This is a genomic window from Methanoregula formicica SMSP, assembly GCF_000327485.1.
Classification (GTDB): domain Archaea; phylum Halobacteriota; class Methanomicrobia; order Methanomicrobiales; family Methanospirillaceae; genus Methanoregula; species Methanoregula formicica.
Map to the genome: position 1 here is coordinate 1,975,162 of NC_019943.1, position 26,000 is coordinate 2,001,161.

General features: G+C 53.8%; 28 protein-coding genes and 1 tRNA gene. 11 read left to right on the forward strand and 18 right to left on the reverse strand.

Going from position 1 to position 26,000, the window contains the following annotated elements:
* Positions 1 to 140 precede the first annotated feature (140 nt).
* Together METFOR_RS09905 and METFOR_RS15400 are read left to right on the forward strand one after the other, a co-directional pair.
* Complete coding sequence (locus tag METFOR_RS09905) at positions 141 to 3,029, forward strand: HEAT repeat domain-containing protein (RefSeq protein ID WP_015286001.1); 2,889 nt, start codon at positions 141 to 143, stop codon at positions 3,027 to 3,029.
* A gap of 473 nt (positions 3,030 to 3,502) precedes the next feature.
* Positions 3,503 to 3,697, forward strand: a complete 195-nt coding sequence (locus METFOR_RS15400) for a hypothetical protein (RefSeq protein ID WP_148277662.1) — start codon at positions 3,503 to 3,505, stop codon at positions 3,695 to 3,697.
* A gap of 134 nt (positions 3,698 to 3,831) precedes the next feature.
* Here the strand turns inward: METFOR_RS15400 and METFOR_RS09910 are convergent.
* Positions 3,832 to 3,916, reverse strand: a tRNA-Leu gene (locus METFOR_RS09910).
* Between the two features lie 323 nt (positions 3,917 to 4,239).
* Here METFOR_RS09910 and METFOR_RS09915 point away from each other — a divergent pair.
* On the forward strand, positions 4,240 to 4,740 hold the full coding sequence (locus tag METFOR_RS09915; protein ID WP_015286002.1) for a regulator of amino acid metabolism, contains ACT domain: 501 nt from the start codon (positions 4,240 to 4,242) through the stop codon (positions 4,738 to 4,740).
* 30 nt (positions 4,741 to 4,770) lie between these two features.
* Here METFOR_RS09915 and METFOR_RS09920 read toward each other — a convergent pair whose 3' ends face one another.
* Genes METFOR_RS09920 through METFOR_RS09940 form a run of 5 tightly spaced genes read right to left on the reverse strand, consistent with a single transcriptional unit; the run spans position 4,771 to position 7,680 of the window.
* Positions 4,771 to 5,286, reverse strand: a complete 516-nt coding sequence (locus METFOR_RS09920) for an HDIG domain-containing metalloprotein (RefSeq protein WP_015286003.1) — start codon at positions 5,284 to 5,286, stop codon at positions 4,771 to 4,773.
* Entirely contained in the window at positions 5,279 to 5,800 is a 522-nt protein-coding gene (locus METFOR_RS09925; RefSeq protein ID WP_015286004.1) for a transcription initiation factor IIE, subunit alpha, read from the reverse strand. Before METFOR_RS09925 ends, METFOR_RS09920 begins: the two co-directional genes overlap by 8 nt.
* Positions 5,800 to 6,879 (reverse strand): ATP-grasp domain-containing protein, encoded by a 1,080-nt coding sequence (locus METFOR_RS09930; RefSeq protein ID WP_015286005.1) that lies wholly within the window; start codon positions 6,877 to 6,879, stop codon positions 5,800 to 5,802. Before METFOR_RS09930 ends, METFOR_RS09925 begins: the two co-directional genes overlap by 1 nt.
* Positions 6,876 to 7,406, reverse strand: a complete 531-nt coding sequence (locus tag METFOR_RS09935; protein WP_015286006.1) for a tRNA (cytidine(56)-2'-O)-methyltransferase — start codon at positions 7,404 to 7,406, stop codon at positions 6,876 to 6,878. The genes METFOR_RS09930 and METFOR_RS09935 overlap by 4 nt, the downstream gene beginning before the upstream one ends.
* A 1-nt stretch (position 7,407) precedes the next feature.
* A complete protein-coding gene (locus tag METFOR_RS09940; RefSeq protein WP_015286007.1) occupies positions 7,408 to 7,680 on the reverse strand; it encodes a hypothetical protein in 273 nt (90 codons plus the stop codon).
* Positions 7,681 to 7,776: 96 nt separating this feature from the next.
* Here METFOR_RS09940 and METFOR_RS09945 point away from each other — a divergent pair, with 96 nt between their 5' ends.
* Positions 7,777 to 8,193: a hypothetical protein gene (locus METFOR_RS09945; RefSeq protein ID WP_015286008.1), complete on the forward strand. Its 417-nt coding sequence runs from the start codon at positions 7,777 to 7,779 to the stop codon at positions 8,191 to 8,193.
* Positions 8,194 to 8,215: 22 nt separating this feature from the next.
* Here METFOR_RS09945 and METFOR_RS09950 read toward each other — a convergent pair whose 3' ends face one another.
* From METFOR_RS09950 to METFOR_RS09960, 3 genes are read right to left on the reverse strand one after another with little or no spacing between them, the layout of a single operon-like run.
* Positions 8,216 to 8,926, reverse strand: coding sequence for a UPF0280 family protein (locus METFOR_RS09950; RefSeq protein WP_015286009.1), 711 nt, complete (start codon positions 8,924 to 8,926; stop codon positions 8,216 to 8,218).
* Entirely contained in the window at positions 8,923 to 9,309 is a 387-nt protein-coding gene (locus METFOR_RS16150; RefSeq protein WP_015286010.1) for a 4Fe-4S binding protein, read from the reverse strand. Before METFOR_RS16150 ends, METFOR_RS09950 begins: the two co-directional genes overlap by 4 nt.
* Positions 9,306 to 10,814 (reverse strand): homocysteine biosynthesis protein, encoded by a 1,509-nt coding sequence (locus tag METFOR_RS09960; protein ID WP_015286011.1) that lies wholly within the window; start codon positions 10,812 to 10,814, stop codon positions 9,306 to 9,308. The genes METFOR_RS16150 and METFOR_RS09960 overlap by 4 nt, the downstream gene beginning before the upstream one ends.
* Positions 10,815 to 10,905: 91 nt before the next feature.
* Here METFOR_RS09960 and METFOR_RS09965 point away from each other — a divergent pair, with 91 nt between their 5' ends.
* Both METFOR_RS09965 and METFOR_RS09970 read left to right on the forward strand, forming a co-directional pair.
* Positions 10,906 to 11,613 (forward strand): Nif3-like dinuclear metal center hexameric protein, encoded by a 708-nt coding sequence (locus METFOR_RS09965; RefSeq protein ID WP_015286012.1) that lies wholly within the window; start codon positions 10,906 to 10,908, stop codon positions 11,611 to 11,613.
* Positions 11,610 to 11,942, forward strand: coding sequence for an SWIM zinc finger family protein (locus METFOR_RS09970; protein WP_015286013.1), 333 nt, complete (start codon positions 11,610 to 11,612; stop codon positions 11,940 to 11,942). Before METFOR_RS09965 ends, METFOR_RS09970 begins: the two co-directional genes overlap by 4 nt.
* A gap of 114 nt (positions 11,943 to 12,056) precedes the next feature.
* On the opposite strand, the gene METFOR_RS09975 is transcribed toward METFOR_RS09970, so the two are convergent.
* On the reverse strand, positions 12,057 to 12,590 hold the full coding sequence (locus METFOR_RS09975; protein ID WP_015286014.1) for a chemotaxis protein CheW: 534 nt from the start codon (positions 12,588 to 12,590) through the stop codon (positions 12,057 to 12,059).
* Between the two features lie 17 nt (positions 12,591 to 12,607).
* Positions 12,608 to 14,086, reverse strand: a complete 1,479-nt coding sequence (locus tag METFOR_RS09980) for a methyl-accepting chemotaxis protein (protein ID WP_015286015.1) — start codon at positions 14,084 to 14,086, stop codon at positions 12,608 to 12,610.
* 162 nt (positions 14,087 to 14,248) lie between these two features.
* Here METFOR_RS09980 and METFOR_RS14610 point away from each other — a divergent pair, with 162 nt between their 5' ends.
* The 3 genes from METFOR_RS14610 to METFOR_RS09995 all read left to right on the forward strand — a co-directional run bounded on the left by METFOR_RS14610 (position 14,249) and on the right by METFOR_RS09995 (position 19,360).
* Entirely contained in the window at positions 14,249 to 15,928 is a 1,680-nt protein-coding gene (locus METFOR_RS14610; protein ID WP_158491378.1) for a PAS domain S-box protein, read from the forward strand.
* A 71-nt stretch (positions 15,929 to 15,999) separates the two neighbouring features.
* On the forward strand, positions 16,000 to 18,741 hold the full coding sequence (gene alaS, locus METFOR_RS09990; protein ID WP_015286017.1) for an alanine--tRNA ligase: 2,742 nt from the start codon (positions 16,000 to 16,002) through the stop codon (positions 18,739 to 18,741).
* Positions 18,734 to 19,360, forward strand: a complete 627-nt coding sequence (locus METFOR_RS09995) for an ArsR/SmtB family transcription factor (protein WP_015286018.1) — start codon at positions 18,734 to 18,736, stop codon at positions 19,358 to 19,360. Before alaS ends, METFOR_RS09995 begins: the two co-directional genes overlap by 8 nt.
* Positions 19,361 to 19,838: 478 nt before the next feature.
* Here the strand turns inward: METFOR_RS09995 and METFOR_RS10000 are convergent, their stop codons facing one another.
* The 3 genes from METFOR_RS10000 to METFOR_RS10010 form a co-directional block, all read right to left on the reverse strand.
* Positions 19,839 to 20,672, reverse strand: coding sequence for a hypothetical protein (locus METFOR_RS10000; RefSeq protein WP_015286019.1), 834 nt, complete (start codon positions 20,670 to 20,672; stop codon positions 19,839 to 19,841).
* Between the two features lie 78 nt (positions 20,673 to 20,750).
* Positions 20,751 to 21,356: an imidazole glycerol phosphate synthase subunit HisH gene (gene hisH / locus METFOR_RS10005; RefSeq protein ID WP_015286020.1), complete on the reverse strand. Its 606-nt coding sequence runs from the start codon at positions 21,354 to 21,356 to the stop codon at positions 20,751 to 20,753.
* Positions 21,334 to 22,752, reverse strand: coding sequence for a phosphoadenosine phosphosulfate reductase domain-containing protein (locus METFOR_RS10010; protein WP_015286021.1), 1,419 nt, complete (start codon positions 22,750 to 22,752; stop codon positions 21,334 to 21,336). The genes hisH and METFOR_RS10010 overlap by 23 nt, the downstream gene beginning before the upstream one ends.
* Positions 22,753 to 22,848: 96 nt before the next feature.
* Between METFOR_RS10010 and METFOR_RS10015 the strand changes: the two genes are divergently transcribed.
* Together METFOR_RS10015 and METFOR_RS10020 are read left to right on the forward strand one after the other, a co-directional pair.
* On the forward strand, positions 22,849 to 23,109 hold the full coding sequence (locus METFOR_RS10015) for a hypothetical protein (RefSeq protein WP_015286022.1): 261 nt from the start codon (positions 22,849 to 22,851) through the stop codon (positions 23,107 to 23,109).
* Positions 23,106 to 23,438, forward strand: coding sequence for a hypothetical protein (locus METFOR_RS10020; RefSeq protein WP_015286023.1), 333 nt, complete (start codon positions 23,106 to 23,108; stop codon positions 23,436 to 23,438). Before METFOR_RS10015 ends, METFOR_RS10020 begins: the two co-directional genes overlap by 4 nt.
* A gap of 107 nt (positions 23,439 to 23,545) precedes the next feature.
* Here METFOR_RS10020 and METFOR_RS10025 read toward each other — a convergent pair whose 3' ends face one another.
* The 4 genes from METFOR_RS10025 to METFOR_RS10035 form a co-directional block, all read right to left on the reverse strand.
* Positions 23,546 to 23,950 carry a hypothetical protein gene (locus METFOR_RS10025; RefSeq protein ID WP_015286024.1) on the reverse strand — a complete coding sequence of 135 codons (405 nt, stop codon included), beginning with the start codon at positions 23,948 to 23,950 and terminating at the stop codon, positions 23,546 to 23,548.
* Between the two features lie 213 nt (positions 23,951 to 24,163).
* Complete coding sequence (locus METFOR_RS15830) at positions 24,164 to 24,361, reverse strand: hypothetical protein (protein ID WP_199483985.1); 198 nt, start codon at positions 24,359 to 24,361, stop codon at positions 24,164 to 24,166.
* A 110-nt stretch (positions 24,362 to 24,471) separates the two neighbouring features.
* Positions 24,472 to 25,377, reverse strand: a complete 906-nt coding sequence (uvsE, locus tag METFOR_RS10030) for a UV DNA damage repair endonuclease UvsE (RefSeq protein WP_015286025.1) — start codon at positions 25,375 to 25,377, stop codon at positions 24,472 to 24,474.
* A 48-nt stretch (positions 25,378 to 25,425) separates the two neighbouring features.
* Entirely contained in the window at positions 25,426 to 25,923 is a 498-nt protein-coding gene (locus tag METFOR_RS10035) for a TspO/MBR family protein (RefSeq protein ID WP_015286026.1), read from the reverse strand.
* Between the last annotated feature and the right edge of the window lie 77 nt (positions 25,924 to 26,000).

Below are 26,000 nucleotides of genomic sequence, written 5' to 3' on the forward strand. Positions count from 1 at the left end.
AGAATTATGTCAATTAGGTACCAAGTTAGTTATTATATTTTTAAAAATATATTAAACTATTTGGTGTGACGAAAAAAGTAATGATGTGTTAATGATAAAAGAAATCATTTATTTAGATTAATACCAAGTTTCACATATTGATGCTAACAACAATTGACCAAGATGAATTTCATGCGCAATTATTTAGTCCGAAAAAAGAAAGCAAAGAAGCCGCAATAGGCCAGTTGACCGCGTGTTTTTTTATTTTTCCAGATAAGGTCGCAGCATGGAATGATCTCCTCCTTTTAACGAATGATGAGGATTCTGCGATAGGACGCAGAGCAGCACAAGCCCTCGGATTTGCCTATGCGTATATGCCTAACAAAAAAAAGGCATGGGAGGATATTCACCGCATTTGCAAACATAAAGAGTACCCTGTTCGACAAGGCATCGTGAAAGCTATAAGACTTGCTTTTGTACATATTCCCGACAAGAAAGTAGCGTGGAAAACCCTCTTAAAATTGGTTCATGATAAAAATCGATTTGTTAGAGAGGATGCAGTAAGGGCACTCAAATTAACATATTCCTATTTTCCCGATATCAATGTGGTATGGGATGAATTCGTTCGACTTAGCAAAAATAAGGATTTTAATATACAATGGATTTCCGTTGGTGCTCTTGGAGATGTCTATGCTCATGTTCCTGACAAGGAAGCAGCATGGAATACATATTTGAAAATAATCTACTATCCGGGCAGTGTTATTGGAAGCGTAGCCCTTCATACTCTTGGAAAATTTTTTGCATATATCCCTGATAAAGAGTCTGCATGGAGTACAATTTTAACCTTATCGAGTCATCATGAATCAGCTATACGAGCACTTATTGCATACAATATCGGTTGCGTCTATCGTCATGTTCCTGATAAGGCAATTGCGTGGAATGTTCTCTTGAACTTGTCTAATGATCCAGATTCAGATGTACGAGATAAATTAGTAGAGTCACTTGGAAAGATCTATCCGGATATCCCTGACAAGGAAGCAGCATGGAATATTCTTTTAACCTTAGCTAATGATCCGGATTATTTTGTTAAAATGCGTACCGCAGATGCTCTTGGAAAGATCTTTTCGCATATCCCTGACAAGGAAGCAGCATGGGATACTCTTCTAACCTTATCCAGTGTTCCGGATTATTTTGTTAAAACGAGTACCGCAGATGCTCTTGGAAAGATCTTTTCGCATATCCCTGACAAGGAAGCAGCATGGGATACTCTTCTAACCTTATCCTGTGATTCGGATTCGAGAGTTCGAGAGAGGGCAGTACTAGCTCTTGGGAATGTCTATTCTGATATCCCCAACAAGAAAAGAGCATGGGATACTATCCTGAAATCGACTAATGATCCAGACTCACGTATTCAAATGCGAGCATTACATTCTCTTGGAATGATTTTTGCTGATATCCCTGACAAGGAAATAGCGTGGAATACTCTTCTAACCTTATCCCATGATCCGGATTTAAACGTTCGAATAGGTGTGGTACAAACACTTGGGAAAATCTATGCCCATGCTCCAGAAACAGGAGTAGCTTGGAATACTCTTAAAAAATTTTCCAAGGATAAAAACGGACATGTTCGAATAGAAGCATTACACGCGATAAGATCTGCATATCCCTTCCTAGTGAATAAGGAACTAGCAAAAGAAACAATTCTACAGTTAACACAAGATATTGATCCCACCGTCAGAATTTTCGCATTCCACACCGCAGGTACAATTTCTATTCAGATAGCGTGCGATCTTGATAATGATAATTTATTTCGATCAGAACTTGAAAATGCAATGCGTTTTTTTGAGCAATCGTATCAGGAATCTGAATTACTCTCTGAACAAGAAAAAATGGATAAAAATCCCGCTCAAATTTGTTATCCTTTATACAAAGCATTTTACGCGGTTACTTTTCAGAAAAAAACATTAAATGAAACTGTAGAAAAATTCATTTTAGAGGCGCAAAATGCCATTATCCGTTCAGATGCCCGTGAGCAACTTATCATAATCATCGAAAAACTTGCGAATGCTCTCACGGAAGTGGAAGGTCTACATATCCATGATCCCACACTTAATACCCGTTTATCTGCATGCAGTCAATATTGTTCCGAGGCAGAGGCACTGATCGAATCTGTTGAAAACGAAAGACCGTATGCTGCAGGGATAATGAGAAAAGGGGCGCAGATTGTCCGACGTGACATCGATGAAATTAATGCAGAAATTTATGCACAAGCAGAGGAGATTTGTCAACTTACAAGAAAAAAATCTCCCCCGATAAAAGAACTGGGTGTTGATATTCACCGTCTAGTGAAACAAATTAAAGAAAATAATGATGTTAAGAATGTGACACGAGAGACAATTCAAGGAATAAATGATAAGATCTCTCTTATACCCCCAAGCGTCCTCCAACCAGAACTCGGGAAAGCGATTAAAGCACTTCTTTCAATTATTCAAGACTCCATTGTTAAGGAAGATCATCAACAAATTCGCAATTCGTTAGATGAACTCAAACAACTTATTCTGAAGGTCGATTCGCATATCGATGAACTCGAACATACAATACTCGCACGATTTGATAAAACTGAACAAAAGATTATCGGAGGAATAATCTCTGAACTCAGTAAGACCGATAAGCAAATTACCAATGATATTTTTGTTGCCCTTGAAGAGCAGAAATTAAGTCAAAAGGATCTGACTGAATTAAAACAAATCGTGAAAAAAACTAATGAGATTCTTATCGAAATCAAGAATGATGTTCATGAGAATCAGCAAGGATTTTCAGATAGAATTGAACAATTTATTGAACTACAGAATAACCCTGCTGATTATGCGGTAAAACATCAAATACTCGTTAGCATCCCAATTCTACCCTTTGTATCTTACAATGTAACTGTAGGTTCACCAGCAGTTAAATTAAGAACATTATGGGAAGGTGTGAAAGGGATTTGGAAAAAATTGCCTAAATCACATCCAGAAAATTTCATGTATAACGATTATGCAAATTCCCCCTAGTCGTACTCAAACTCAAGAATAGTTTATAATATAATTCTCTCTTCTTTTGTGGAATAATTTTGTTAAAAAATTAAGACCGGTTTGAATGAGATTAATGACGAATTTTCAAGAAATTGGTATCAGTTATGCGGGCAGTATAATAGGATGATAAAAGCGATTTTACAAGAGTGGCATTTTTTTTGGGATACCTATATTCAAACATTATTACAAAAATTGAGAGAGGAAAAATTCTGTGTTATAATCAAAATCTTTGAATCTGTAAATCTTACTTATTTTCAGAAATGGCATAATTATACAGTGTAAAATTAACAATAAACGATAATCATCGCGCGTTTAGTAGTTTAAGAGATGTACATGCATTAAAAAGATGAAAAAAGCTCAAAATGGTGAGTGGGGGGCGAAAAGTTGATATTGTGGAGTGGGTTGACCTAAGATTAGGCGATTAATATTTAATCGCTTAGAAGAGGATCAACGTGAAGAAGAAAATCAAACAGAACACACCGGAATATACCTGTTTTGAATGTGGAAGTTCGAATCTTATTATCGATGAATACAATGCCGAGGACTGGGAAGGCGCCGGGGAAGCAGAATTAGCAGAAAGAGAATTAGGTAATCATGGGACTCTAACTTGTCTTGATTGTGGATCAACGCAAGAATTTGATAATTAAAAACCGATAATACCAATTTGTAATTATCAACAATTTTAAAAAGAGCGCGCCGCACTTGCGGAGCCTTCGCTGTTGAGTGAACCAGTTTTACAAGAGTGGCATTTTTTCGGGATAACTATTACCCAAGAAACGTATGCGAGGGATGGGATTCGAACCCAAGAACTCCTACGAGATTAGGCCCTCAACCTAACGCCTTTGACCTGGCTTGGCTACCCTCGCATGGGGGTAAAATCTCTGAGGGATCTTGCTGGCAGCGATGCAGCGAACAACCCTTGTCCAAGGCCCTCAACCTAACGCCTTTGACCTGGCTTGGCTACCCTCGCTCGTGCCATAACAAAGAGGTTGTCTATCTAATAAAAACTTGTGCAAGTTCGGTTCTTTCCGGCCAATGATGCAGGGAAGCGCAGGAACAGCACGCAGGCGCCACGGGCCGGATCCGGTGCGATGATGCCCTGCAGAAAAACCGGTAACCGGCGCTATTCACCAGTGCCGCAGAAAAAGCATCGCTGTATATTTATACGCGCCGTTCCCAGTCCTAACGTATGTGGTCTGATATCATCCACGAGTTTTCAGACTCACCCTCGCAGAGCCGCGTAGTGCGGTTCCTGCTCGAGAACGGGTTCGGGGTACGGGAGGACGGCAGGATCAGCTGCAACGGGATCGAGGTGCCGGCAACCGCCGTGGCTAAAGCTATTGGCTCGGACCGCCGGGTCGTTGATTCGACGGCACGCCATATTCTCGACCGGCCGATGCTTCGCGAGATCTTCCTGAACATGCGGGCAACACCGGACCTCTCCCGGGTTGCCGAGAAACTTGGGTTTACCGTCATCACGGTGCTCCCCCGGGACGCAAACGAGAAGGGCATTATCGGTGCAGCAGTCCGTGTACTCACCGAACACAACCTCTCGATCCGGCAGATCTTTGTCACCGATCCCCGGTTCTCAGAGGAACCCAAACTGGTCATCATCATCGAGGATGTTCTTCCCGTAGGGACGATAGAGGCGATCCGTGCGCTCCCGCAGGTGAAGCAGGTCATCATCTGAAAAAAGAGAAGAATCCGGCACCTTGCCGGTTCATGGTTGTTTTTGCGTATTACACAACCGCTCTACTTCCTGCGAAAGCCGGTACATCCGCTGGCGGATTTCCTCAGGAAGGTGGATGGCTGATGCGAGGCTCTCTTCAATGGTCACGCGGGTGGTGCCAGCGATAAGGTTGTCGGCATGCGTCACGATCTTCTCCTCAATTGTCCGGGGCATGCAGTCGCGGGCGTCGAGGCCGAGAGCAACGCACTCTTCGGCCGTGAGGCCGGCGCCCAGGTGGCACTCAACGATCCGGACAACGGGTTCGGGAAATCCCCATGAGCGGAGCAGGTCGGCGCCTGCCTGGGCATGCCGGACCGAGTGATCGATGCTCCTTCCGATGTCATGGAGCCATGCACCGGTCTCGACAAGAGAATAGTCTGCATCCGGGCAGCGGGCAGCGTATTCGCACGCGCAATCGCGGACCGCCCGGCAGTGGTCAATGACTTTTCTGCTGCAGCCTGCCTCCCGCAGCAGTTCTTCCGGCGGTATGTTTGTCCGGTCAGGCATGACCCAGCGATTTTTTTATCGCATCAATGCGTTCCTTTAACGACTTGAGGAGGACTTCGTTGTCGAAATGCCCCAGCGGCTGATCGCAGTCCGGGCACGTGAAATCGGTGTTCATTGCCTGCGGGAACGTCATGATCTGGTGAGAGTCCTTGCAGATGTAAAAGTCGTTCTCCTCCTCGTACCTCTCACGGCGCGAGAGCTTGTCCAGCACGACTTCCATGTCTTCCCGGATTGCATCATAAATATGATCGGTCCGGAGCTGCCAGAGATAGGTGAGCCAGCCGGTTTCATTGTTCTTGATCCGGTGGTACTCGGCGAGCCTACGCTCGTACAGGGTATAGAGGGTGTGGCGGACCGAGTTTAAGTTGATCCCCGTGCTTGCAGCAAGGTCCTCGTCGCTGTGCTCGCCTTCAGAGGGGAATCGTTCGAGAAGATCGAGGCCCTCGTCGCCGACAAGACGGTGGAGGTAAGCGCGGACAGCCGGGTCGTTCAGCGTTTCTTCGGTTGGATCCATCAGCGCATATATTGTCGGACGGTGGTAATATGTTTATCCAGCAGGGAAAGCGCCGCTTCCCGATCCGGGCCCCAGCCATGTACGCTGACAACTGCCTGCTCTTCTTCGAAAAAGGTACCGGGCCAGGGTATGTCGGAGACAAATTCCTTCAGGAGGGAAAGGTCCGCACGGACAGTCATATTCCGGTCTGCAAACAGGATCTTCCGGACGGCCACCCGCCGTGCCTGTGACCGGACTCGAGGGAGGATGCCCCGGCAGGCGTCCATGTGGAGGTTGAAGAGGCTGCATCCACAGGCCATCTCCACGGTGTCGACGGTTCCCTGGAACCGGGGATTCACTTCAATCGCCACCGGCCCGTTATCACCGATAACGAAATCAACCCCAATCGTCCCGACACCGCCGCTTGCCGCTGCAATGCGCTCCGCAAGTGCGGCCATCTCTCCCGCACGCGGGTGGTTGCAGGGTGTGACAGACCCGGAGAACCCGAACATGGACTCTCCGTCTCCGCCCCGGAGGATCTGTTCGTTGGTGGTCACGGCCATTGCGGCGGAACCGGTGGCAACGCAGCAGACGCTTGCAGCATCCCCCTTCACGATCTCCTGCCGGATGTGCGGGACATCTTCGTACAGCTCCCGCCACGCGGCCATCTCTGTGTCATTGCGGATGACAGCATTCCTCCAGCCGCCGGCACCGGACCGGGGCTTGACCATGGCCGGGTATTCACCATCGGGCAGGATCCGGGGTACCGGAACGTTAAGCGACTCGAAAAAGTGCTGTATATCGAGCTTGTCCATCAGGCGCCGGATAACCGTATGCGGCGTCCCCATCAGCGGTACGGGAACAGGCAGGGTCTCCGCACCGGACGTGGGAACAAAAAAGTCAAAGGAATTCCGCTGGCAGATCCGGTCGATCGCATCCGGGAGATCGGCAAGGTCCTCGAACTTCTCCCGGTCTTTCGTGTACAAGGTGAGGTCCTGGTCGCAGAAATGGTCGACAGTACAGACCTCATACCCTGCACGGGACGCGGACTGGGCGACGTGGCGCGTTGCGAACCCGGCAATAAGCACCCGCCCTTTCACAACTCCTCCGTTTGCTTGCCGGCTTTTGAGGGGATGATACGTATCTGTGCCCCAGGGAACTCGTTTCGCAGTTCCGTTCCGGCAAAGAGATGATCGAGGAAGAGGGCAAGGCTCGATATCTCCGAATGGGGCTGGCCGGTCACTGCCACATTGTAATCGGCAAGGCCGTAGATCTCACCCGGCACCTTCTCGGCCCCGACGATCACGAGGATCTTCCTTTTCGGCCGGATCTCTCCGATGACATCCGGCAGGTTCAGGCCGTACATCGTGAGGTGGACGACAATCCCCCCTTCAGCCTTCCACTCCCTGATGCACGAGCGCCACTTCACGTTGTCCTCGCAGAAGTACTCCCCGCCCCAGCGTTCGGTCACGTCCGCGATGCTTTGCACAACGCCCTTGTCGGATGCTGCAAGATACATGCCCCGGGCCCCCAGCGCCCGGCCGGTGAGGCCGACATGGGTGGTGACCCTCTGGTCGCGTTCGGGACGGTGGCCGATCCTGAGGATGACGACATCTTTTTCCGGCATGTTACATTCTCCTTTCCTTTATAATGCCATTCTCGATGACAAACGGGAGATCTTCTTCATACTTGAACTGGTTCTTGACAAGGGCTTCGCCAAACGTGAGCATCCTGACCTCCGGCCCGGCCCGTTCAATCAGGCAGTAGCGCTCGAGACGGACAAGGCAGTCCTCCGTTACCGAAAGTTCAAGCCCGCACCGGGCGGTCAGATCAGCGACGGTGATCGGTTCCGATGGCGGAATCTGGTGGTAGACCAGCCAATCGGCGTCCTCTTGTTTCACCTGTATTCATCACCCCATATCGGAATAAGGATTACGGCCAGGTGACGGGTTTTCTGCGCCGGCGTTTTTTTCAATTCCTCACACCAATAGAGCTGCATGGAACCCGCAGGTACCTGCCGCCCGTATGAGGAGCTTGTCGATATTGTCGATGCAATCCTTGACGAGTGTGACGATGACGTGCCCTGCATTGCAGAAAAACTGGACGCGGTTGATGAAGCGAGCCGCAATGAGCTGCTCGTCTCCGATCTGCTCAATGCATACCAGGCTTTTTACTGGTTTTTCCACACCGAACCGGATATCCTTACAAAGGAACGGATGGACCTGGAACCAGCCTCATCGCTGAAAACCGGCCTGTTGATCGAGGAGACCGACCTGCTGGAGATGTACTTTGTCGTTCATGAATCCGTGCCGGTGATTATTATCCATGACGGAGATAAGGCGGTTGCCACGTTCACCGGGAAGACGGCGTACGAACAGGGGCGGGACGTGATGCTGCGGCCAGAGTATCAATAAGGGTTTCCTGTCCGCTTCTTTCCTACCGGTCCCCCGCACTGATCAGCTGTTCGTCCACCACGGCCCGCACAACGGGGGGCACCTTCCCCCACGTTACGGTTTTCTCCCCCATGATGGCAAAGACCCCGCTGACCTCTGCCGGCTCAACACGGTTGAGCACGGATGTGTCATCCGGCCGGATCTGGTTGCAGACCGATGTTGCCCATGCATCCGCCAGTGCAACATCATGCGAGAAAATTGTCACTGCATCAGCCATCCCAAACGAGATCGACGGGCCCACCGTTGCAGAAGATGTACAAATCCCGAGGATCGTTTCCTGAGGGGGGACAACAAATGCAATCCGGTTCGACAGCGCAGCTCCACCCGCATGGACGCCAACGCGGACCGGCCGGTCGGCCAGCAAAGCAATATCACCGCCATTGTCGATCACGCCAAAGGAGGCTCCGGCTTCCTGCATTGCCTCAACTCCGGCCCACGCAATCGCGCCGGCGACCGCTGCCATCGGGCCGACACCGGCTTTTCGGGCGGCCTCTGCCATCCGCACGATAATCAGGTCTTCGCAGTCAGGAGTATAAGGATCGAATGTTGCTGTAAAAAAAGGATCGCGGGCAATGTATGCCTCAAGATCCTGCCTGGCCGCAAGGATCCCGGCCTTCGCCGCTTCTGCATGAGCCGGATCATCCGCGAGGATTGTTGCGAACGTCTGCCGGAACCGGAACGGGACCCGGATCATAGCGGAAGGGTCAGCGCCCGGTGCGGGCAGGCGTCAATGCATTTGCCGCAGAGAATGCATTTCTCGTCAGCGTACTGCAGCTTCCATTCCGCATCGAAACTGAAGACCTCGCGGGGGCAGATGCTGATGCACGCTCCGCAGTCCACGCACTCGCTCTCGTTATAGATGATACCGTGCTCGAGGATATGCACCTTCGCCCCGAGCCCCGACATCGAATCACGGACAAGCTGGCACTGGTCATCCGGAACGTCGATGAGCGCTTCGCCTTCGGACGAGTCGATGTTCGCCCGCTCCACGTTGATTAAGACACCGGTGTCCCTGACCACCTGGGCGATGATGGGCTTCCTGCCCTTTCCGCGGGAAAATGTTACCAGCAGCTTCATTTCAGCCACCTCCCGCCCAGCAGCTTCCCAAGGTTCATGGCAGTGAGGAGCGCGATGACGCGGCGATCCCGGTCAATGACCGGCAGGGCGCTGATATTGTTCTGCTCCAGTTTCTGGATGGCGATGTCTACCGACTCTTCCGGGGCGGTCGTAATCACTTTTGTCTTCATGATGTCCCGGACAAGATGCGCTTTGCCGGGGTTTGCCACTGCCTTGGAGACATCGAAGGTTGTGATGATCCCGACAAGGATCCCCTGACCGTTGACTACCGGCAGGTGGTTGGTCTCTCCCTTGAGAAGTTTCTTTGCCGCGGTCTGGATCGCCTCATCCTCGCCAATCGTGATGACAGAGCGATCCATGATGTCAAGCACGCGAGGGCCTTTCTTCGACTGGTGCATGGGCTTGTTCTGCTTTTTCGGATCAATGGCACGGGTCGGCAGGGTCAGTTGCATCGTTCCGGACTCGACCCACTTTTTCAGTTCAAGTGCCACCCCCCGTGCCCTGCGGAAACTCGAAAGAGAGGAAGTGCGGATCTCCTCACCGTTGATCTCCACCGAGCCGGAGCGGAGCTCTGCGTATGTTGCCTTGCGGACAGTCGGGCGAGACCGGCTCGGGACTCCATAATCTTGGATATCGACCGAGATGTCCTCGTCGCGGACGGCAGTTGCCCGGACAACATCGAGATCGAGCACCGGGAGCGGGATGCCAAGACCCACGTAGAGGGTCACGCCGTACCCGGTCATCGTCGCTGCCCGGAGATATTCCTGCGACATCTGCTTCATATCTCCGGTCACCATCAGAGTCCCGAACCCCCCCGTTGGGGAGTGCTGGGTACCTTCCCCGATAACCATGCCCGGCGCACCGCAGAGGAAGATCGGAACGCCGCTGCCGATCAGCCGGAGATTCGGGTCGTTTGAGAGCGGGTTTAAAACACCGGCACCCGAGTACGTGACATTGCCGGAGCCCGGGAGGAGCGTTCCCATGTAGGTATGGAGGACGCGGTCAGTGGTGTTGGTAGCCGCGTTGTAGCGCTGGTACGCGTTCCGCGGATTGCACATGATGGCCTGGTTCAGGTTCTCGAGCAGCAGCTCGGTCGTGATCGTCCGCCGCGGGTAACAGTCCGTGCCGTGCGAGCTTGCACGAAGCTCCACGGTTTTTCCGGCAACCAGATCCTCTATGACATGCGCCCCGCCGTACTCGGCCTGGAGGGTGTCGGACTGCTGCGTTGCGCCAATGTAGGTGTCCACGGCCGCAAGCCCGCCGTACGCTTCGACATTGTTCAGCCAGATCCGCTCCATCCGGATGGGCGGTTCGGCATGGCCGAAGTTGAGGAACGCGCCGGATGAGCACATGGCCCCAAAGGTCCCCGTTGTGACAACGTCAACCTCTCTCAGTGCCCCTTCCTCCCCGAGTTCGGCGACAATGCCGGGCATCTCCTCAGCGGTGACGACCCGGGCACTGCCCTCGCGGATGCGTTCATTGATCTGGCCGATAGTCTTGTACATGCTTCAAAATATGTTTTAATGCATATTTAAACTGATTGCTATTACCATTAGTAATAAATGTTCTTTAATCCCGGAACGGCGATGATCCTGTATGGATGTGAAGGCCTTCATTCAGGAGATGGACCGGCTTGCACCGCCCGACATTGCCGAGGACTTCGATGCAGGAAAGATCGGGCTCATCGTCGAAGGAGCACCGGAGTTCGACACGATTTGCTGTGCGCTCGACGCAACGCCTGCTGTCGTGAACGAGGCAATACGGCTGAAGGTCGGGATGCTCGTTGTGCACCATACGCCACTCTGGTCGCCAGTCACATCGCTGACCGGGCCCACAGCATCCCTGATGCGGGAGATCCTTTCTGCACGAATGAACGTCTGGGTCATGCACACCAACTTCGACCATGCAGAAGAGGGGGTGAACGATGCGCTGGCAGAACTGTTGTCGCTGACAGATACCATCCCGCTCACTCTCGGCCTTGTCGGAACCTGTACCATCACCCCCGCTGAGATATCCCGGCGCCTCGGTTGCCCGCTCCGGATCTGGGGGGATCCCGGATCGTTCCGGCGTCTCGCGGTCATTGCCGGCAGCGGATTCGATCCGGAGTTCCTCCGCGAGGCTAAAGAAAAAGGGGCGGATACTGTCCTCTCGGCTGAACTGAAGCATTCCGTCATGCGCTCCGCCCCGCTTCCCTGCATCGAGGCAACGCACTATGCGCTTGAGGCCCCGGCCATGCGGCGGCTTGCCGCCCGGCGCGGCTGGCACTATATCGAGGACGAACCCCGTCTGAAAACGGTGCTATGAACGAGAACGGGATCTGGCAGCGGCTCACAGAGAAGAAGGAACTTGAACCGGATCTGCAGGAGGAAATCCGGGAGCAGTTTGGTTCCCGGGGAGCAAAGGCACTGGCCGCGATTGACGATGGGAAAGTCGTGAAATACCTGGACTTTTTTGTCGTCGAAGGCCGGACGTCCAGCTATATCGTAGAGGACGACTTCTGCACGTGCAGTGATTTCCTGTACCGGGGCCGGACCTGCTGGCACCTGCTGGCGGTCCGGATCGCTCTTGCAACCGGCACGTACCGGTCCGTTGACCGGTGGTACCAAGACCAGATGAGAGATTCTTCCCGATAACGCCGAGAATGTATTCACCCAAATACCGCCGTTATTTCAGGAAAGATGGGCTATGAAAAAGAGTGGGGGATGGGGAGGTGTTCCGTACCCACGGGAGATGATCAGGGGGATACTTCAGACTGCCGTATCGATGTCCGTCAGGAGTTGTTTTAAGTCAATCCAGATGATCAGCTCGTTCTTTTCCTTGTCTTTCACCTTTACCTTGCGCTTGATGATCCCGATGATGGCAGTATCCTGCGTATTGACTGAGGCTGAGGTATAATCGACCTGGTTTCCCTCAAAGGTCGAGACAGAAGTCACGTCGTCGACAAGGATGCCGATCTTTGAGGCTGCAATCTTGTCATCGAGAACGATGATCCTCGAAGCCTCAATCGACTTGGTGCTTTCTTCCCTGATGTTCAGCCGCTGCTTGAGGTCAACAATCATGGTGATTTCGCCACGGAGATCGATGATGCCCCGCACATGGGAGGGGACATTGGGTAGTTTGGTAATTGTCGTATATTCCACAACCTCCTTTACATCGAAGAGGTTGATCGCGAAGTTCTCGCTCCCGAGCAGGAACTCAACGACTTGGATGGATTCTGGCTCTTTTTGCTGGCCCGGGAGATCCGAACCCTTTGCTACCGGTTGGCTTGCCTTGGCACTCATGGGCTCCACCACCCGGTTTAGTCCACCTTAAACCTGCGGTTCGCTTCCATTGCACCGAGTGCAACATCGTTCACAGTCTTGATCATATGGGAGATCTCATCAATGGCAGCAGCAGACTCTTCCGTTGCCGCAGCTGCATCACCGGCTTCCTTTGCTGTCCGCTCGATGAGATGGGCAACTTCGTTGACACTCGCTGTGATCTCTTCGGTTGTTGCAGCCTGTTCCTGAGTCGCAGCAGCGACTTCACTGGCACTATTTGCGACCATCTCGGCGGCTTTCTGAATCGTCTTGAATGCCTCGAGCGCCTGCTGTGCCTCGATTACACCTTTCTTGACAAGAGCCTGTGCACCTTCCATCCCATCCGCGGCCTTCTTGGTGGCAACGTTCAGCTGGATGATCATCTCTTCGATCTTCTCTGCGCTCGAACGGGACTCCTGCGCAAGCGACTTGACCTCAGCGGCCACAACGGCAAAACCCCGCCCGTGTTCACCGGCACGGGCCGCCTCAATCGCGGCATTGAGTGCAAGCAAGTTTGTCTGGCTCGCGATATCGCGGATGAGCACGATGATCTTGCCGATATCGGTCATCTGTTTCTCAATGTTCTGGATTACCTCATAGGTAGTACCTGCTGAGGTTGTGATTTCAGTCATGTCTTTATTGACATTCTCTGCAAGACCTGCCCCAGTCTTTGCCGAATCCTTTGCATTGTTTGCCTGTGTTGAGACACTTTCCATGCTGGACGTAATTTCTTCCACTGCCGCACTCATATCTTGCATGGCTTTCGCCATCTGTTCAATACCCTCGGAGGACTTTTGAGCATTTTCAGAGACAAGACCGGCATTCCTTGCAGTCTGGTTGACGCTCTTTGATGCATCCTCAACGCTTCTCGTTGCGCTGTCGGACGTCGTGGTCAGGTTCTGCATCCGCTTGTTGACATCGCCGATATTGTTCTCCAGGCTGACGAGGATGCCCCGGACCGCGTCCCGAAGTTTCGTGAGTATCTCGTAATTTTCTCTTGTATCGGCATCGGGTTCGGTTATAGTATACCGTTGCGTCAGGTCTCCCTGCGCCATGATACCGTATATCCTGGCCATCTCATTGACTTCGTTTACCACATAGTCCTGGGCCTTGACCATCTTGGTGACATCATTGTAGGCGATGTATACATACTCGATCTCACCTTTTTCGTCCAGCAGGGGAGTGATGGTACGGAGTACTTCAATTTTCCCCTTCGGGGTCTCGATAGTGGACTGCCCGTGGACGGTGCGTTTCCGGGAAACAGCGTCCTCGAATGTTTCTCCGGTATCCTTGAGGTATTTCAGGATTCCCCGGTCCTTGAAGTCGGTAATCTTGATGGAGAGAATGATGTCCTTTGAAACACCAGTAATCCGGCACAGTTCCTGGTTTGCCAGGATATTTTTGTAGTCCTTATCAACCAGCAACTGGGCGATAGGCGTCTGTTCAAATATTGCCTCATAATCTTTCAGGTTTACCATGTTTGAAACACCCACACATAGTGCAATATCACGATTTTCTCATAAAATATTTAAATATTTTGTTTAATGATGATTATTGATATTGATTATTAATGACCACCAATAATGATAAATATCGTTAGCCGACAAAATTCTGGTAATAATTGATGTTGCATGGAACCCGTGAACGAACAGACACGGATCAGGAACCTGCTCAGGGACAATCCCAAGGGGCTGACCATCGAAGATGTCTCAAAGAAGCTCTCGCTCAACCGTGCAACGGCTGCAAAATACCTCAATTCAATGATGATATCAGGGCAGGCTGAGCTCCGCGAGCTTGGCCGTGCAAAAGTCTTCTACCTCTCCCAGCGGCTCCCCCTGACCAACCTGTTAAGCCTGTCTTCAGACTTCATCCTTATTCTCGACCGGGAACTCTTCATCCAGGAAGTTAATGATCCGTTCCTCTCCTTCTTCCACGTAACAAAAGACGAGCTGAAAGGAATACGGATCGATCATTCAGCCCTTGCACAGTATTTTCCCGAGGACTTTGTTGATTCCCTAACAAAGGCTGTCGAGGGAACCGAACTCTCATCTGAAGTTCATCTCCACATTGATAATGATGACCGGTACTTCAAGATCAAGCTGATCCCCCTGGTGTTTGAAAATGGAAGCCATGCTGTCGGAATACTTCTGGAAGATATCACGGAGATGAAGCAGTACCAGCTCGAACTTGAGGAGCGGATCAAAGAGAGGACCAAAAACCTGGAGATCGAGATCGAGCGGCACAAGAGAACGGAGAAAGCGCTCCGCGAGAACGATGCCGTCCTCAAAAGCATGCTTAATGCAACTCCGGTCGGAGTGGGCCTTCTCGTTGACCGGGTTATTCAAAAGGTGAATAATTCCATGTGCGATCTTACCGGTTACACGAAGGCAGAACTGACCGGCCAGAGTGTCAGGATCCTGTACCCTGATGACGAAGAGTATCACCGCATAAATCAAGAGTTATACAATAAAGCCGGTCAGAAAAACGTCAGGATAGTAGAATCACGAATCCTAAGGAAAGACGGATCAGTCATTGATGTTATCATTAACTTAAGCCCGTTCAATCCGGACGATTCCTCCTCCGGGGTTACCGCAACAATCGTCGATATCACCGAACGGAAACGGGCTGCTGATGCATTGCGACAGGCAAGCAACCAGGTTGCACTCTTAACAAGTGTCACGCGCCATGACATCCTGAACAAGATAACCCTGCTGAGAGGGTATATCGGTCGTATGAAGCAACTGGAAACCAGCGATGCATTACAAGAGATCCTGAAAAAAGAAGACGAGATCGCTGATACAATAGCGAACCTCATTACGTTTACCCGGGATTACAAGGATATCGGAATCAAGCCCCCGGACTGGATCAGTGTTGAAGAAACGTCGAGGAGAATGAAAGAGACAGCGAACCTTGGACAGGTCGCCCTCCATCTTCCGGATGATGATTATACCGTGTTCGCCGATCCGCTCATAGAGAAAGTCTTCTATAACCTCTTTGACAATTCCCTTCGCCACGGAGGGAACGTGACAGAGATCCGGATCAGTACCGTTGAAAACGCTGACCGGTTGATCATCCTGTACGAGGACAACGGCATCGGTATTCCGGAGAACGAGAAAGAGATCATCTTTGAACGGGACATGGGAAAGAACACCGGCCTCGGGCTCTTCCTTGCACGGGAGATCCTCGCCATCACCGGAATTACTATAACAGAGACCGGAGAACCCGGGAACGGTGCCCGGTTCGAGATGCATATTCCCAAAGGATCCTATTCGCGCACAGGGACCGCGAGCAAGAAAAACAAGAAAACAAGAAAATCATAGAATAAACCCGCCCCGAGCAAAACCTAGATTAGCGTTCAACAGCAACAGTACAGACGATACGTGGTTTTGACATGCTCGAAGAGGAATACCAGCTCGATTATTTCAAGTCCCAGGGGATGATCCGCAAGGTCTGCAAGGCCTGCGGCTCGGCGTTCTGGACCCGCGATCCCTCGCGGGAAGTCTGCGGTGACGCCCCCTGCGAACCCTATACCTTCATCGGCAACCCGATCTTTAAGCCCCATACCCTCGACACCATGCGCGAGGCGTACCTCTCGTTTTTTGAGAGGCAGGGGCACACCAGGATCGACCGGTACCCGGTTGCCGCCCGATGGCGGGACGACATTTACTTAACGATCGCGTCCATTGCCGATTTCCAGCCGTTCGTGACCAGCGGCGTCGTCCCCCCTCCGGCAAACCCGCTCACCATCTCGCAGCCCTGCATCCGGTTGAACGACCTGGACTCCGTGGGCAAATCCGGCCGGCACCTGACCACCTTCGAGATGATGGCCCACCACGCCTTCAACACGCCCACCGAGGAGATCTACTGGAAGGACCGGACGGTCGAGCTCTGCGACCAGTTCATCGCCTCGATTGGCGGGGACATCAATAAAGTCACCTACAAGGAAAACCCCTGGATCGGCGGCGGCAACGCGGGCCCGAGCGTGGAGGTCTTAATCGGCGGCCTCGAAGTCGCGACGCTTGTATTCATGAGCCTCAGCCGGCAGAAGACACAGGAGAAAGGGTACGAGCTCAACGGCGAGATGTATTACCCGATGAAACTCCGGATCGTCGACACCGGCTACGGCCTCGAACGCTTTGTCTGGGCATCGAAGGGCTCCCCGACCATCTACGACGCAGTATTCCCGGAGATGGTCAGCCATGTCATGGGACTTGCCGGGCTTGACCACATGCTCGGCAACAAGGACTATGCCAAGATCCTTGCGCTCAATGCAAAATATGCCGGCCTCATGGACATCTCGGGCACGAACCTCTTCAACTTACGAAAGAAAGTGGCCGCGGCCATCGATATCTCCCCCGACAAGCTGGACAAGATGATCACCCCGGTCGAGAAGGCCTACGCGATCTGTGACCACACCCGCTGCCTTGCCTACATGCTCGGCGACTGCATCGTGCCCTCGAACGTCCGGGAAGGTTACCTTGCCCGGCTCGTCATCCGGCGGACCCTGCGGCTGATGAACGACCTGAAGATCACAGAACCTCTTGCGGACCTGATCGAGCAGCAGACCCGGATCATGAGCAACCGGAGGTTCGAGCAGGACATCGCGGTGGTTCGCGAGATTTTAGACCGCGAGACCGAGAAGTATGCGGCAACCCTCGAACGTGGCACGCGGATCGTCCAGAAGGTGGCAAAGACCTACAAGGCCAAGAGCCAGCGGGTGCCCCTTGCCGAGGTCATGACCCTCTACGACTCGCACGGCATCCAGCCGGAAATGGTCAAGGAGATCGCGGCAATGGAAGGCGCCGTCGTGGACCTCCCCGACAACTTCTACTCCATTGTTGCGGACATGCACTCCGAGTCAAAACCGGTAGAAGAAGAGGACAAGACTGCACACTACGCAGAGCGCGTCCGTGCCCTCCCACCCACAAAGAAACTCTATTACGAGCAGCCCTCGGACATCGAGTTCGAGGCGGTCGTGCTCGACTTCTTTGACGGATATGCCGTGCTCGACCAGACCCTCTTCTACCCGGAGGGTGGAGGCCAGCCAGCCGATACCGGCACGCTTGTCAGCTCTGACAGTATGGTCCAGGTCGACGGCGTTGTCAAGGTTGGTGAAGTCGTCCTCCACCATATCGCGGGTGGCGTCCTCCGCCGCGGAGAGCGGGTGAAGGGCATGGTGGACGAGGAACGGCGCTGGTCCTTAATGCGCCACCACACGGCGACCCACATCATCCTCCATGCCGCAAAAGAGGTGCTTGGCGCACACATCCACCAGGCCGGTGCCCAGAAAGGCGCGGATAGTTCCCGCGTTGATATCCGGCACTTCAAGCATATCACTGGTGATGAACTTCGGAGGATCGAGATCGCCGCAAACCGGATGATCATGACAAGCCAGCCGGTCGAGATTTCCGTTGAGGACCGCGGCAAGGCAGAGCAAAAATACGGGTTTGGCCTGTACCAGGGCGGCGTCCCGCCGGGCCGTGACATCCGTATCGTGAAGGTTGCCGGGGATATCGAAGCCTGCGCCGGCACCCACTGCCGGAGCACCGGAGAGGTAGGCGTAATCAAGATCATCAGGGTCGAGCATATCCAGGATGGCATCGAACGGATCGAGTTTGCTGCTGGCGTTGCCGCGGTCTACTACATGCAGCACCTCGAGCAGATCGTCGCTTCTGCGGCCGACACCCTCTCCGTCCAGTACGAGAACCTGCCGGCGACCGTGACACGGTTCTTTACCGAGTGGAAGGACCTCAAGAAAGAGGTCGAGCGGATGAACTCGAAGATGGTAGACCTGGAGACACAGGCGCTGATCGCAGAGGTCGTGGGAGGAGTCAACGTTGTCATCAAGCGGGTTGACCTGCCGCAGAAGGAACTCTCGGCGCTTGCCTCATCCGTTGCAGCACGGGGCGGAGTGGCACTCGTCGGGGGTGCCGGCGACACCGCGCGGGTCGTCCTTGCTTCCGGTGACCTCCGGGTCAATGCCGGTGAGATCATCGGGCAGGTCTGCGAGCTCCTCGGGGGCAAGGGCGGGGGAAAACCCAACCTTGCGCAGGGCGGCGGCCCCGAAACCGGCAAACTCGACCTTGCCCTGAAAGTAGGACGTGAACGGATCCTTGCGGCGCTGAATGGCTGATAATGTCCTTGTCCTGGAACCGGGCGATGAGCGGGCACAGAAAATAGCCAAAGCAATGGCCAGTTCCCTTGCAGGCGACATCCTCCAGTTTCTCGCAGACGGGCCAAAAAGCCTGACTGCGATCACCGAGAAGCTCCAGATCCCGATGAATACGGCAAAGTACCATGTGGAGAACCTCCTTGATGCAGGTGTCATCGCGATTGCCGACACAAAATACAGCATCAAGGGGAGGGAGGTCAAGCTCTACTCCCTGACCGACCAGCTCCTCATCGTTGCCCCGCGCCGGGTGGACGTGCGTTCTCTGCTCCTGAAATATGCCTCGCTCTTCGGGATTGTGGCAGTATCGACACTGGCAATCTCAACAATCCTTCCGATGTTCTCCGCTCCGGTAATGAACGCCGAGATGGTCTCGCTCAAGGCGGCGCCGGCACCTGCGGTTGACACTGCTACCGGGGCGGGACGGGAAGCGGGGGCTGTTGCGCTTCAGGCAACGTTCGACACGGCATCAGTAACTGCTCCGGCAACGCTGGACCCGGCCCTTGCGTTCTTCATCGGGGGCATATTCGTCATCGTAATTCTGCTCTGCTACGAAGCATGGCTCTGGAAGAAGACGCGGTGATAGCGAAAGCCCGGGACAATCTTATTACTTTTTAATATCTGCTCTGTAGAAATCCTTCTTACAATGCACTCAGTGGAACTACGAGTGTGACTCCCTCCCTCATTCGAGGAGTGCTGATGTACACTTCTCGACCTCCCTTCGGTCGGCCCCCAAAGGGGGAGTCCGAATGGTCCATCAGGACCATGAGGAAAGAGAAGAACCCGAATGGTTCTTCGAGGGCGAGAAGATGCCGCGCACCTTCTCGTCTCGCGGTCCGATGGCTGCGAAGACAGCCCAAGGGAGCAAGCCCCCTTGACTCCCTATTTTCAACTTTTTTCAGGCCTGCAAACGGCTAAGATCCACGAGGCGAGGGTCGGAAGACCCCGAGCGCCCGTGGCTCCATCCCTATCTGATATAATCCAATACAGGTTTTCTACAGAGACCCCAAATCCACAAACAGTCTGCAGACAGGGTAAAGCAGCCAAAAAAAATTCTTTTATTACTGCACCCGTCGTGCAGCGAGCACCACAGCAATGCCCGCAGCCGCGATACCGGCTGCAACTGTCAGCGGGGAGAGCGGGGACTGTGTGGCCGTGGGCCACGGGGTCGGCACGGTTGTGACAGTCGTACGGGTGGTTTTCACCACAGGCACCGTGGTTGTCGGCACGGTGGTGGCAACGGTCGGGGCAACAACAGTGAAGGACTTGCTCCCGATATACCCGTCGGCATCCGAGAACTCGACCGTGTAATCGCCGCCGCTTGTCACCGCAACTTTCTGGGTGAAGATACCGGCGCCGTTCTTGATATTGTTCTTTGTCTGGATCCACTGGGGCCCGTAGATCCGTCCGTCAGGGCCGTTAACCTCGAGCTCGATGCCATCATTGCCGCCATTCTTGAGTTCCCCCTCGATACGAAGCGCGTCCTTTAAGTCCTGCGTTACGGGAGAGGTGATCTCGATCTCGTCCGACCGGTCGATGACCTTGATCAGCTGCATGGTCGTTGAGTCGGACCGGAGCCGGGCTTCATCGGCACCGGTGTACTGCATCTCGGCCTTGTACGTGCCGCCCGGCAGGCCGGTCGTATCGACGATCACGTACTGCGTCCGCTGGTCGGACTGGATGGTAACCGGTTGTTTCCGGATCTGGGTCGTGGTATACCCGGACTGGTACAGGACAAGGTTGAAGGTTGTCCCGGGCGGGAAGTCGCTGTCTACGCTGCACTTGAGGGAGGCCCCCGCCGCGACCTCTTCACTGCACTTCAGATAGAGCCCGTACGCGGAGACCGGGCCCGCCATTGCCAGAAGAAAAAGTGCGATGAGAAGGATCCTTTTCATGCCTACAGGATCTTTTGTGTGGCGTTAAATGCTTATCTGTATGAACCGTATGCGGGCAGCGGCCCCAAATGCCCGGGTTCAGACCATGCCGGTGAAATTTTCAAGCATCTTCAGGCCCGCGGCCCCGCTCTTCTCGGGATGGAACTGGACGCCATAGACATTACCCCGGAAGACGGCCGATGCAAACGGGCAGATGTATTCAGTCGTTGTCAGGGTGTACTCCGGAGTTGTGTCCGCGTAATAGGAATGGACGAAATAGACGCTCTCATCCGGCCGGACTCCGGCAAGGAGCGGGTTGTCCGGCTTCTCCAGTGTAAGCGAGTTCCAGCCCATGTGGGGCACCTTGAACCCGGCCATCTTCGGGAACCGCTTTACGTTGCCCGGGATGAGCCCGAGCCCCTTGTGGAAACCATGCTCCTCACTGGTCTCAAGGAGCATCTGCATGCCAAGGCAGATCCCCAGCAGAGGGACTTCCCGGGAGGATTGGATCACGACCTCCTGCAGCGTGCCGAGTTTATCCATTGCCTCGCGGAAGGCCCCGACGCCCGGGAGGACGATGCCATCCGAAGCCGCGATCTCCTCCGGATCGCACGTAACAACAATAGCCGCCCCGGCCTTCTCCAGCCCCCGCATGACACTCCGGAGGTTTCCCACACCATAATCAATAATGGCTATCTGCGTCATTGTCCTCCGCCCTGCCTTCTTTTATTCTCCATCGCCCGTCCGCAACCCATGCTGCCGGAAGGCCCTGTGCCTGCTGCCATTCGCTGAGCTTTTCCGTCCAGCCCCTCCAGAGATCCGGGTAATCCCCGGCGATCATATGCAGTAATGCCATATCGCTTGACGGACACATGAAGCAACCGATCCGGTCCAGCCGGTGTCCGTACAGGGCATTGTACGGCGCCTCCTCACGCCAGATGTAGAGCCAGACATGCATTGCGGTCCAGTTGTGGATCGGGGCTGCCGAGAGCTGGACTTTTACGTTCCGGTTCCGCCAGACCCGGTCGCTCTGCGCCCGTGTCGCAGACTCGTACCGCCGCTGGCCGATGAACGAGAGGCATTCGCCCCACCTCTCCCGGACAAGGTCCAGCACGGGTGTCAGCTTGCAGACCCTGCAGCACCAGCGGGCATTGACCGCCGGAGGGCCCTGTTTCGTAAAGGTCTCCCAGAATGTGTTGTTGCCATCAGTCCGTATCACTTCAAGGCCGTACTTCTCTGACACTTCGCGGACATTCTCGTAGGTTTCCGGGAACTCGAGGCCCGTGTCGGCAAAGAGCATCGGGATCTTGCCGATCGCCTTTGTCACCACGAGCAGGGTCGCGAGGCTGTCTTTCCCCCCGGAGTAGGAGACGTTCGCCACGAGGCCGGGGTTCCTCTCCGTCACGGACTTCACAAATGCGACTGCTTCTGCCTCTGCATCCGCAAGCACCCGGGCATTGGCCCGCACCGCATCGTCCCAGCCGGCCCTGCCGGGCACGATCTGCGACGCGATGTTCCGCCGTGTCCGGACAATGGAGCCTTTCTCCATGGCCCGGGCCGTTGCCGCGTCCACTTTTGCCCGCCCGACCCCGATACAGGTACCATTGCAGGCCATGATGAAGACCTCATCCCCGGCCCGGACTGAGTCATCGATCGAGACCATCCCCGGCCGGAGCACGCTCATGCCCTGGTCGCGGATGAACGGCACGGCATCGTCGCTCACTACGACAACGCGTTTTTTTGGTGTGAAGAGATTGCAGGCCTCGGGCCGGGGCACCGGCTCCCATGTACGTTTATCCGGGAAGTACCGGATGATACCCGCAACACCGCCGCCAGCGATCACCTCTTCCATACGGTCCTGATCGGGAACCTTGTTTAAGAGCGCGAGGTGTCCTTCGGGAATGAGCGGGGCGCCGAAATGATCGGTATAGATCCTGTTGATAAGCACAACATCTTCCGGAAACGCCGGCCGAGCATCGCCCGGCGGGGTGACCGGAACCTCGCGGGTTGCGGCACCGCAGGCGCACTGTTTTGCCATGACCGGCGTGTGGCAGGTATCGCACCAGCGGAGCAGGATCCTGCCAAGATAGGATGGACGCATTTCTCTCTCATCATACGTCTTTTGGGAATAAAAATCCACGAGGCGGAGGCAAGGGAGTACCGATAAATACCCTCCTTTCCCATCTTTACAGCAGATATGATCGATACCTGGCTCCTTGCCTCAGCCTGCCTTGTCCTCCTCCTGCTGGGGGCGGTTTTCCGCGTTATTCGTACAAAGAGCAGGAACGACCGGTTCCTTGCAGCGCTGGTCGCAATAACGATCGGATCCGCAGCCGGTCTCACGCTCAGCATCTCGCAGGGTACGCTCCTTGTCCTCGACATCGCGATCACCCTCTCGATCTTCTGCTTTGCCCTGCTCATTGCGGCAGCACGGTTCACCGGGGGTGCAGGAGCATGAGTTCATTCCTGGTTGATATCGCCATCTGGATCCTCCTTTTTGGAGCGTTCGTGTTCGGTGTGCTCGGGTTTTTCGGGCTTTTAATCTTCCCGGATATCCGGAGCCGGATGTTCACGGCATTGCGGGCAAGCCTGATCGCTGCGGGGCTCGTGATCGCGTCCGTCTTCATCTACGGCATCAATGTCTACGGGGAGACCGGTGAGGGAATCTACTTCACACTTCTTGCCCATATGGCCCTCCTCGCCATCGTTCTCTGTGCCGGCACCGTTGTGGTGACGCGGATCCTGAAGCGCAGGATTGTTGAGACAATTCCCCCGCTTGAAGCATAGAAATGAGCTTTCAGTAAAAAATTGCAGATATTTTTTCCGGTTTTTTCCAGATTAATAAAAACAGCATGCCCGGATTGTGCCGGGTTGCGATATTCAGCAAAAAAGGATTATTCCGGTTCTTCTTCCCGGATCTCTTCTGGTTCAAGGAAACAGAGTACGCCAGCAATACCGAGAATGATTACTGCCGGCATGTATAGGAAGAGGAGGTTTAACGACCCGGCGATCGGGACGGAAAGGGTGATGAACACCGCGGCGAATACGAGCATCCACCCGGCAAACCGCGTCTCCTTGTTGGCGATGGCGGCACCCATCAGGCCGAGGCTGGAAAACAATGCGGTCTGGACTCCTGAGAGGGTCTGCTCGCTGCTCATCGCTGATAGGATCACGTACACGGCGATCAGGATGCCACAAATTCCCCCGATGAGACCCAGGATGAACTGTTTCTTCATAGGAGTAGCCTTGCTCTTGAGCTGAATAAAGGTTGCCCCCAAGTGTATTTTTGCGGGCGCCATGCGGCTCCCGTTTCAAAAATGCGGCACCCCACACCCATAAAATGCGCGTTCCTCCCCGGGAAACCGGCCGTTTCCCGGCCCCCCGAATCGTTCATAATCCCGCGGATTGGAAAACGAAGCCCGATGCAAAGGTTTGCGCAATTTCTGATGTATTACACTGATATGCTCTTTTTTTGGAGAAATGAGCAATTTTTTTTGGGTAAAAGTGCTGGTTTATGCTGTTTCTATGCCCCAAAAAGCCATTGCGACCAAAATATTTATTAATGGACAAAATAACAGAAAATATAACCCTTTCCGGTAGGAGGTGGATACCAACATGGCAGCAGCAAAGAAGGCGGCAGCTAAGAAGACGCCGGCAAAGAAGGCCCCAGCAAAGAAGGCGGCAGCTAAGAAGAAGTAATCTTGGTACACAACACTACACCTTTTTTCCGGTTTGTTTTTTCGCATTCTCCCTTCGCGAACCCACAAGCGTTGCGCACTGTCCGCCGTTGCGAAAACGCGATCCGGACAGCGTTTGTCTTTCAATCGTCCCGCTGGAGAAAGAACCGCGGATCGTTCCGGGCGAGATCGCAGGCAACGAGGGCGCTCACTTCCTTGTCCTTGATCTCCAGCATGATGTCACGGTCACAGGGACGGGAGTGATCAAGAAACGCGGAAAAACCGGCCGGGTCGATATGGTCGGCATGGCTTCCCGGGCGTTTGCCCGGGTGCTGCGAACTGTAATCTATCATCGGGATCCCGTCAGACTTCTTCCAGGTCTCTCCCGTCAGGAGCAGGGCCTTTGCCATCTCTTCACCCGCGTTGTTGCAGGCATGATGGAAGACATCGAACAGGACTGGAACGCCGGTTTCTTCATGGACATTCAGGCAATCTGCCGCAGTGAACCGCAGGTCGTCATTCTCGATGACAAGACGCCGGCGGATTGCCGGGTCGAGTTGTTCATAGGTCCTGGCAAACCGGGCGAGGCTCGCCTCCTTGTCACCATACACACCTCCAATATGGAGCTGGATCTTCGCTGTCCTGTCAAGACCCATCGCGTCCAGCACGCCCGCGTGGTACGCAAGCTCGGCGATGCTTCGGCCCGCGACCTCCATATCCGGCGCATTCAGGACAATAAACTGGTCCGGGTGCATCGATATCCGGATTCCGGCCTTCCGGATGAATTCTCCGGTCTCTGCAAGCTCATTTTTGAAATGTTCCTGCCAGGGAAACGTGCAGACCGGGTGGGACGCGAAGGGCACCAGGTCGGACGTGATCCGGAAGAAAAGAATACCGTTTTGCCGGTTCCAAACAAGGATTTTTTTCAGGCATGCAAGGTTCCCCGCAACGGTTTCGACCAGCCGCTCCTCCGAGTACGAGGCAAGACGGAAGGTCTTGTTGGCGCTGCACCCGATCCCCCGGTTGATACAGGGATACCCGATCCGCATTCAGACACCGCGATGAATTTTGGCCATCATGCACCGGCCGTATTTTACTCAGGGATTCAGCAGGTAGATGGATGCATTCAGCACCGTTGCGATGCTCACCCAGGCGATATAGGGGATGAGGAGATATGCTGCACCCTTCCGCACCCGGTAAAAAACCACGATGGTTGCAAGGATCAGCCACCACAGGATGATGATGTCAATCAGACCGAGAAGGGGCGACCGGAGCCCAAAGAAGAGAAACGACCAGATGACGTTCAAGAAAAACTGGACCCCGAAAATGCCCACCGCGAACCGGACATCTGGCTTCTCAATCCCGAGTTCCCAGACAAGGAAGAGTGCAATACCCATCAGCGCAAAGAGCGTGACCCAGACCGGCGCAAAGACCCAGGCCGGCGGGGCAAAGAAGGGCTTGATCAGGCTTGAGTACCAGGAGCCCGGCGCGGGTGTGGTCACCACCGAGCCGAGGCTTCCGGCAATTTCACAGAAGAGGATCGCAGCGACGAGTCTCAGTAGCGCCGGTCCTTTCAGGTGCGAAGAAAATTCCATGTTCATTCTCCGTTTGTTTTCATTCTTAATCATTGAGGTCCTGTCATCATCCAAAAGAGGGGCGGGGTGATGAGGCC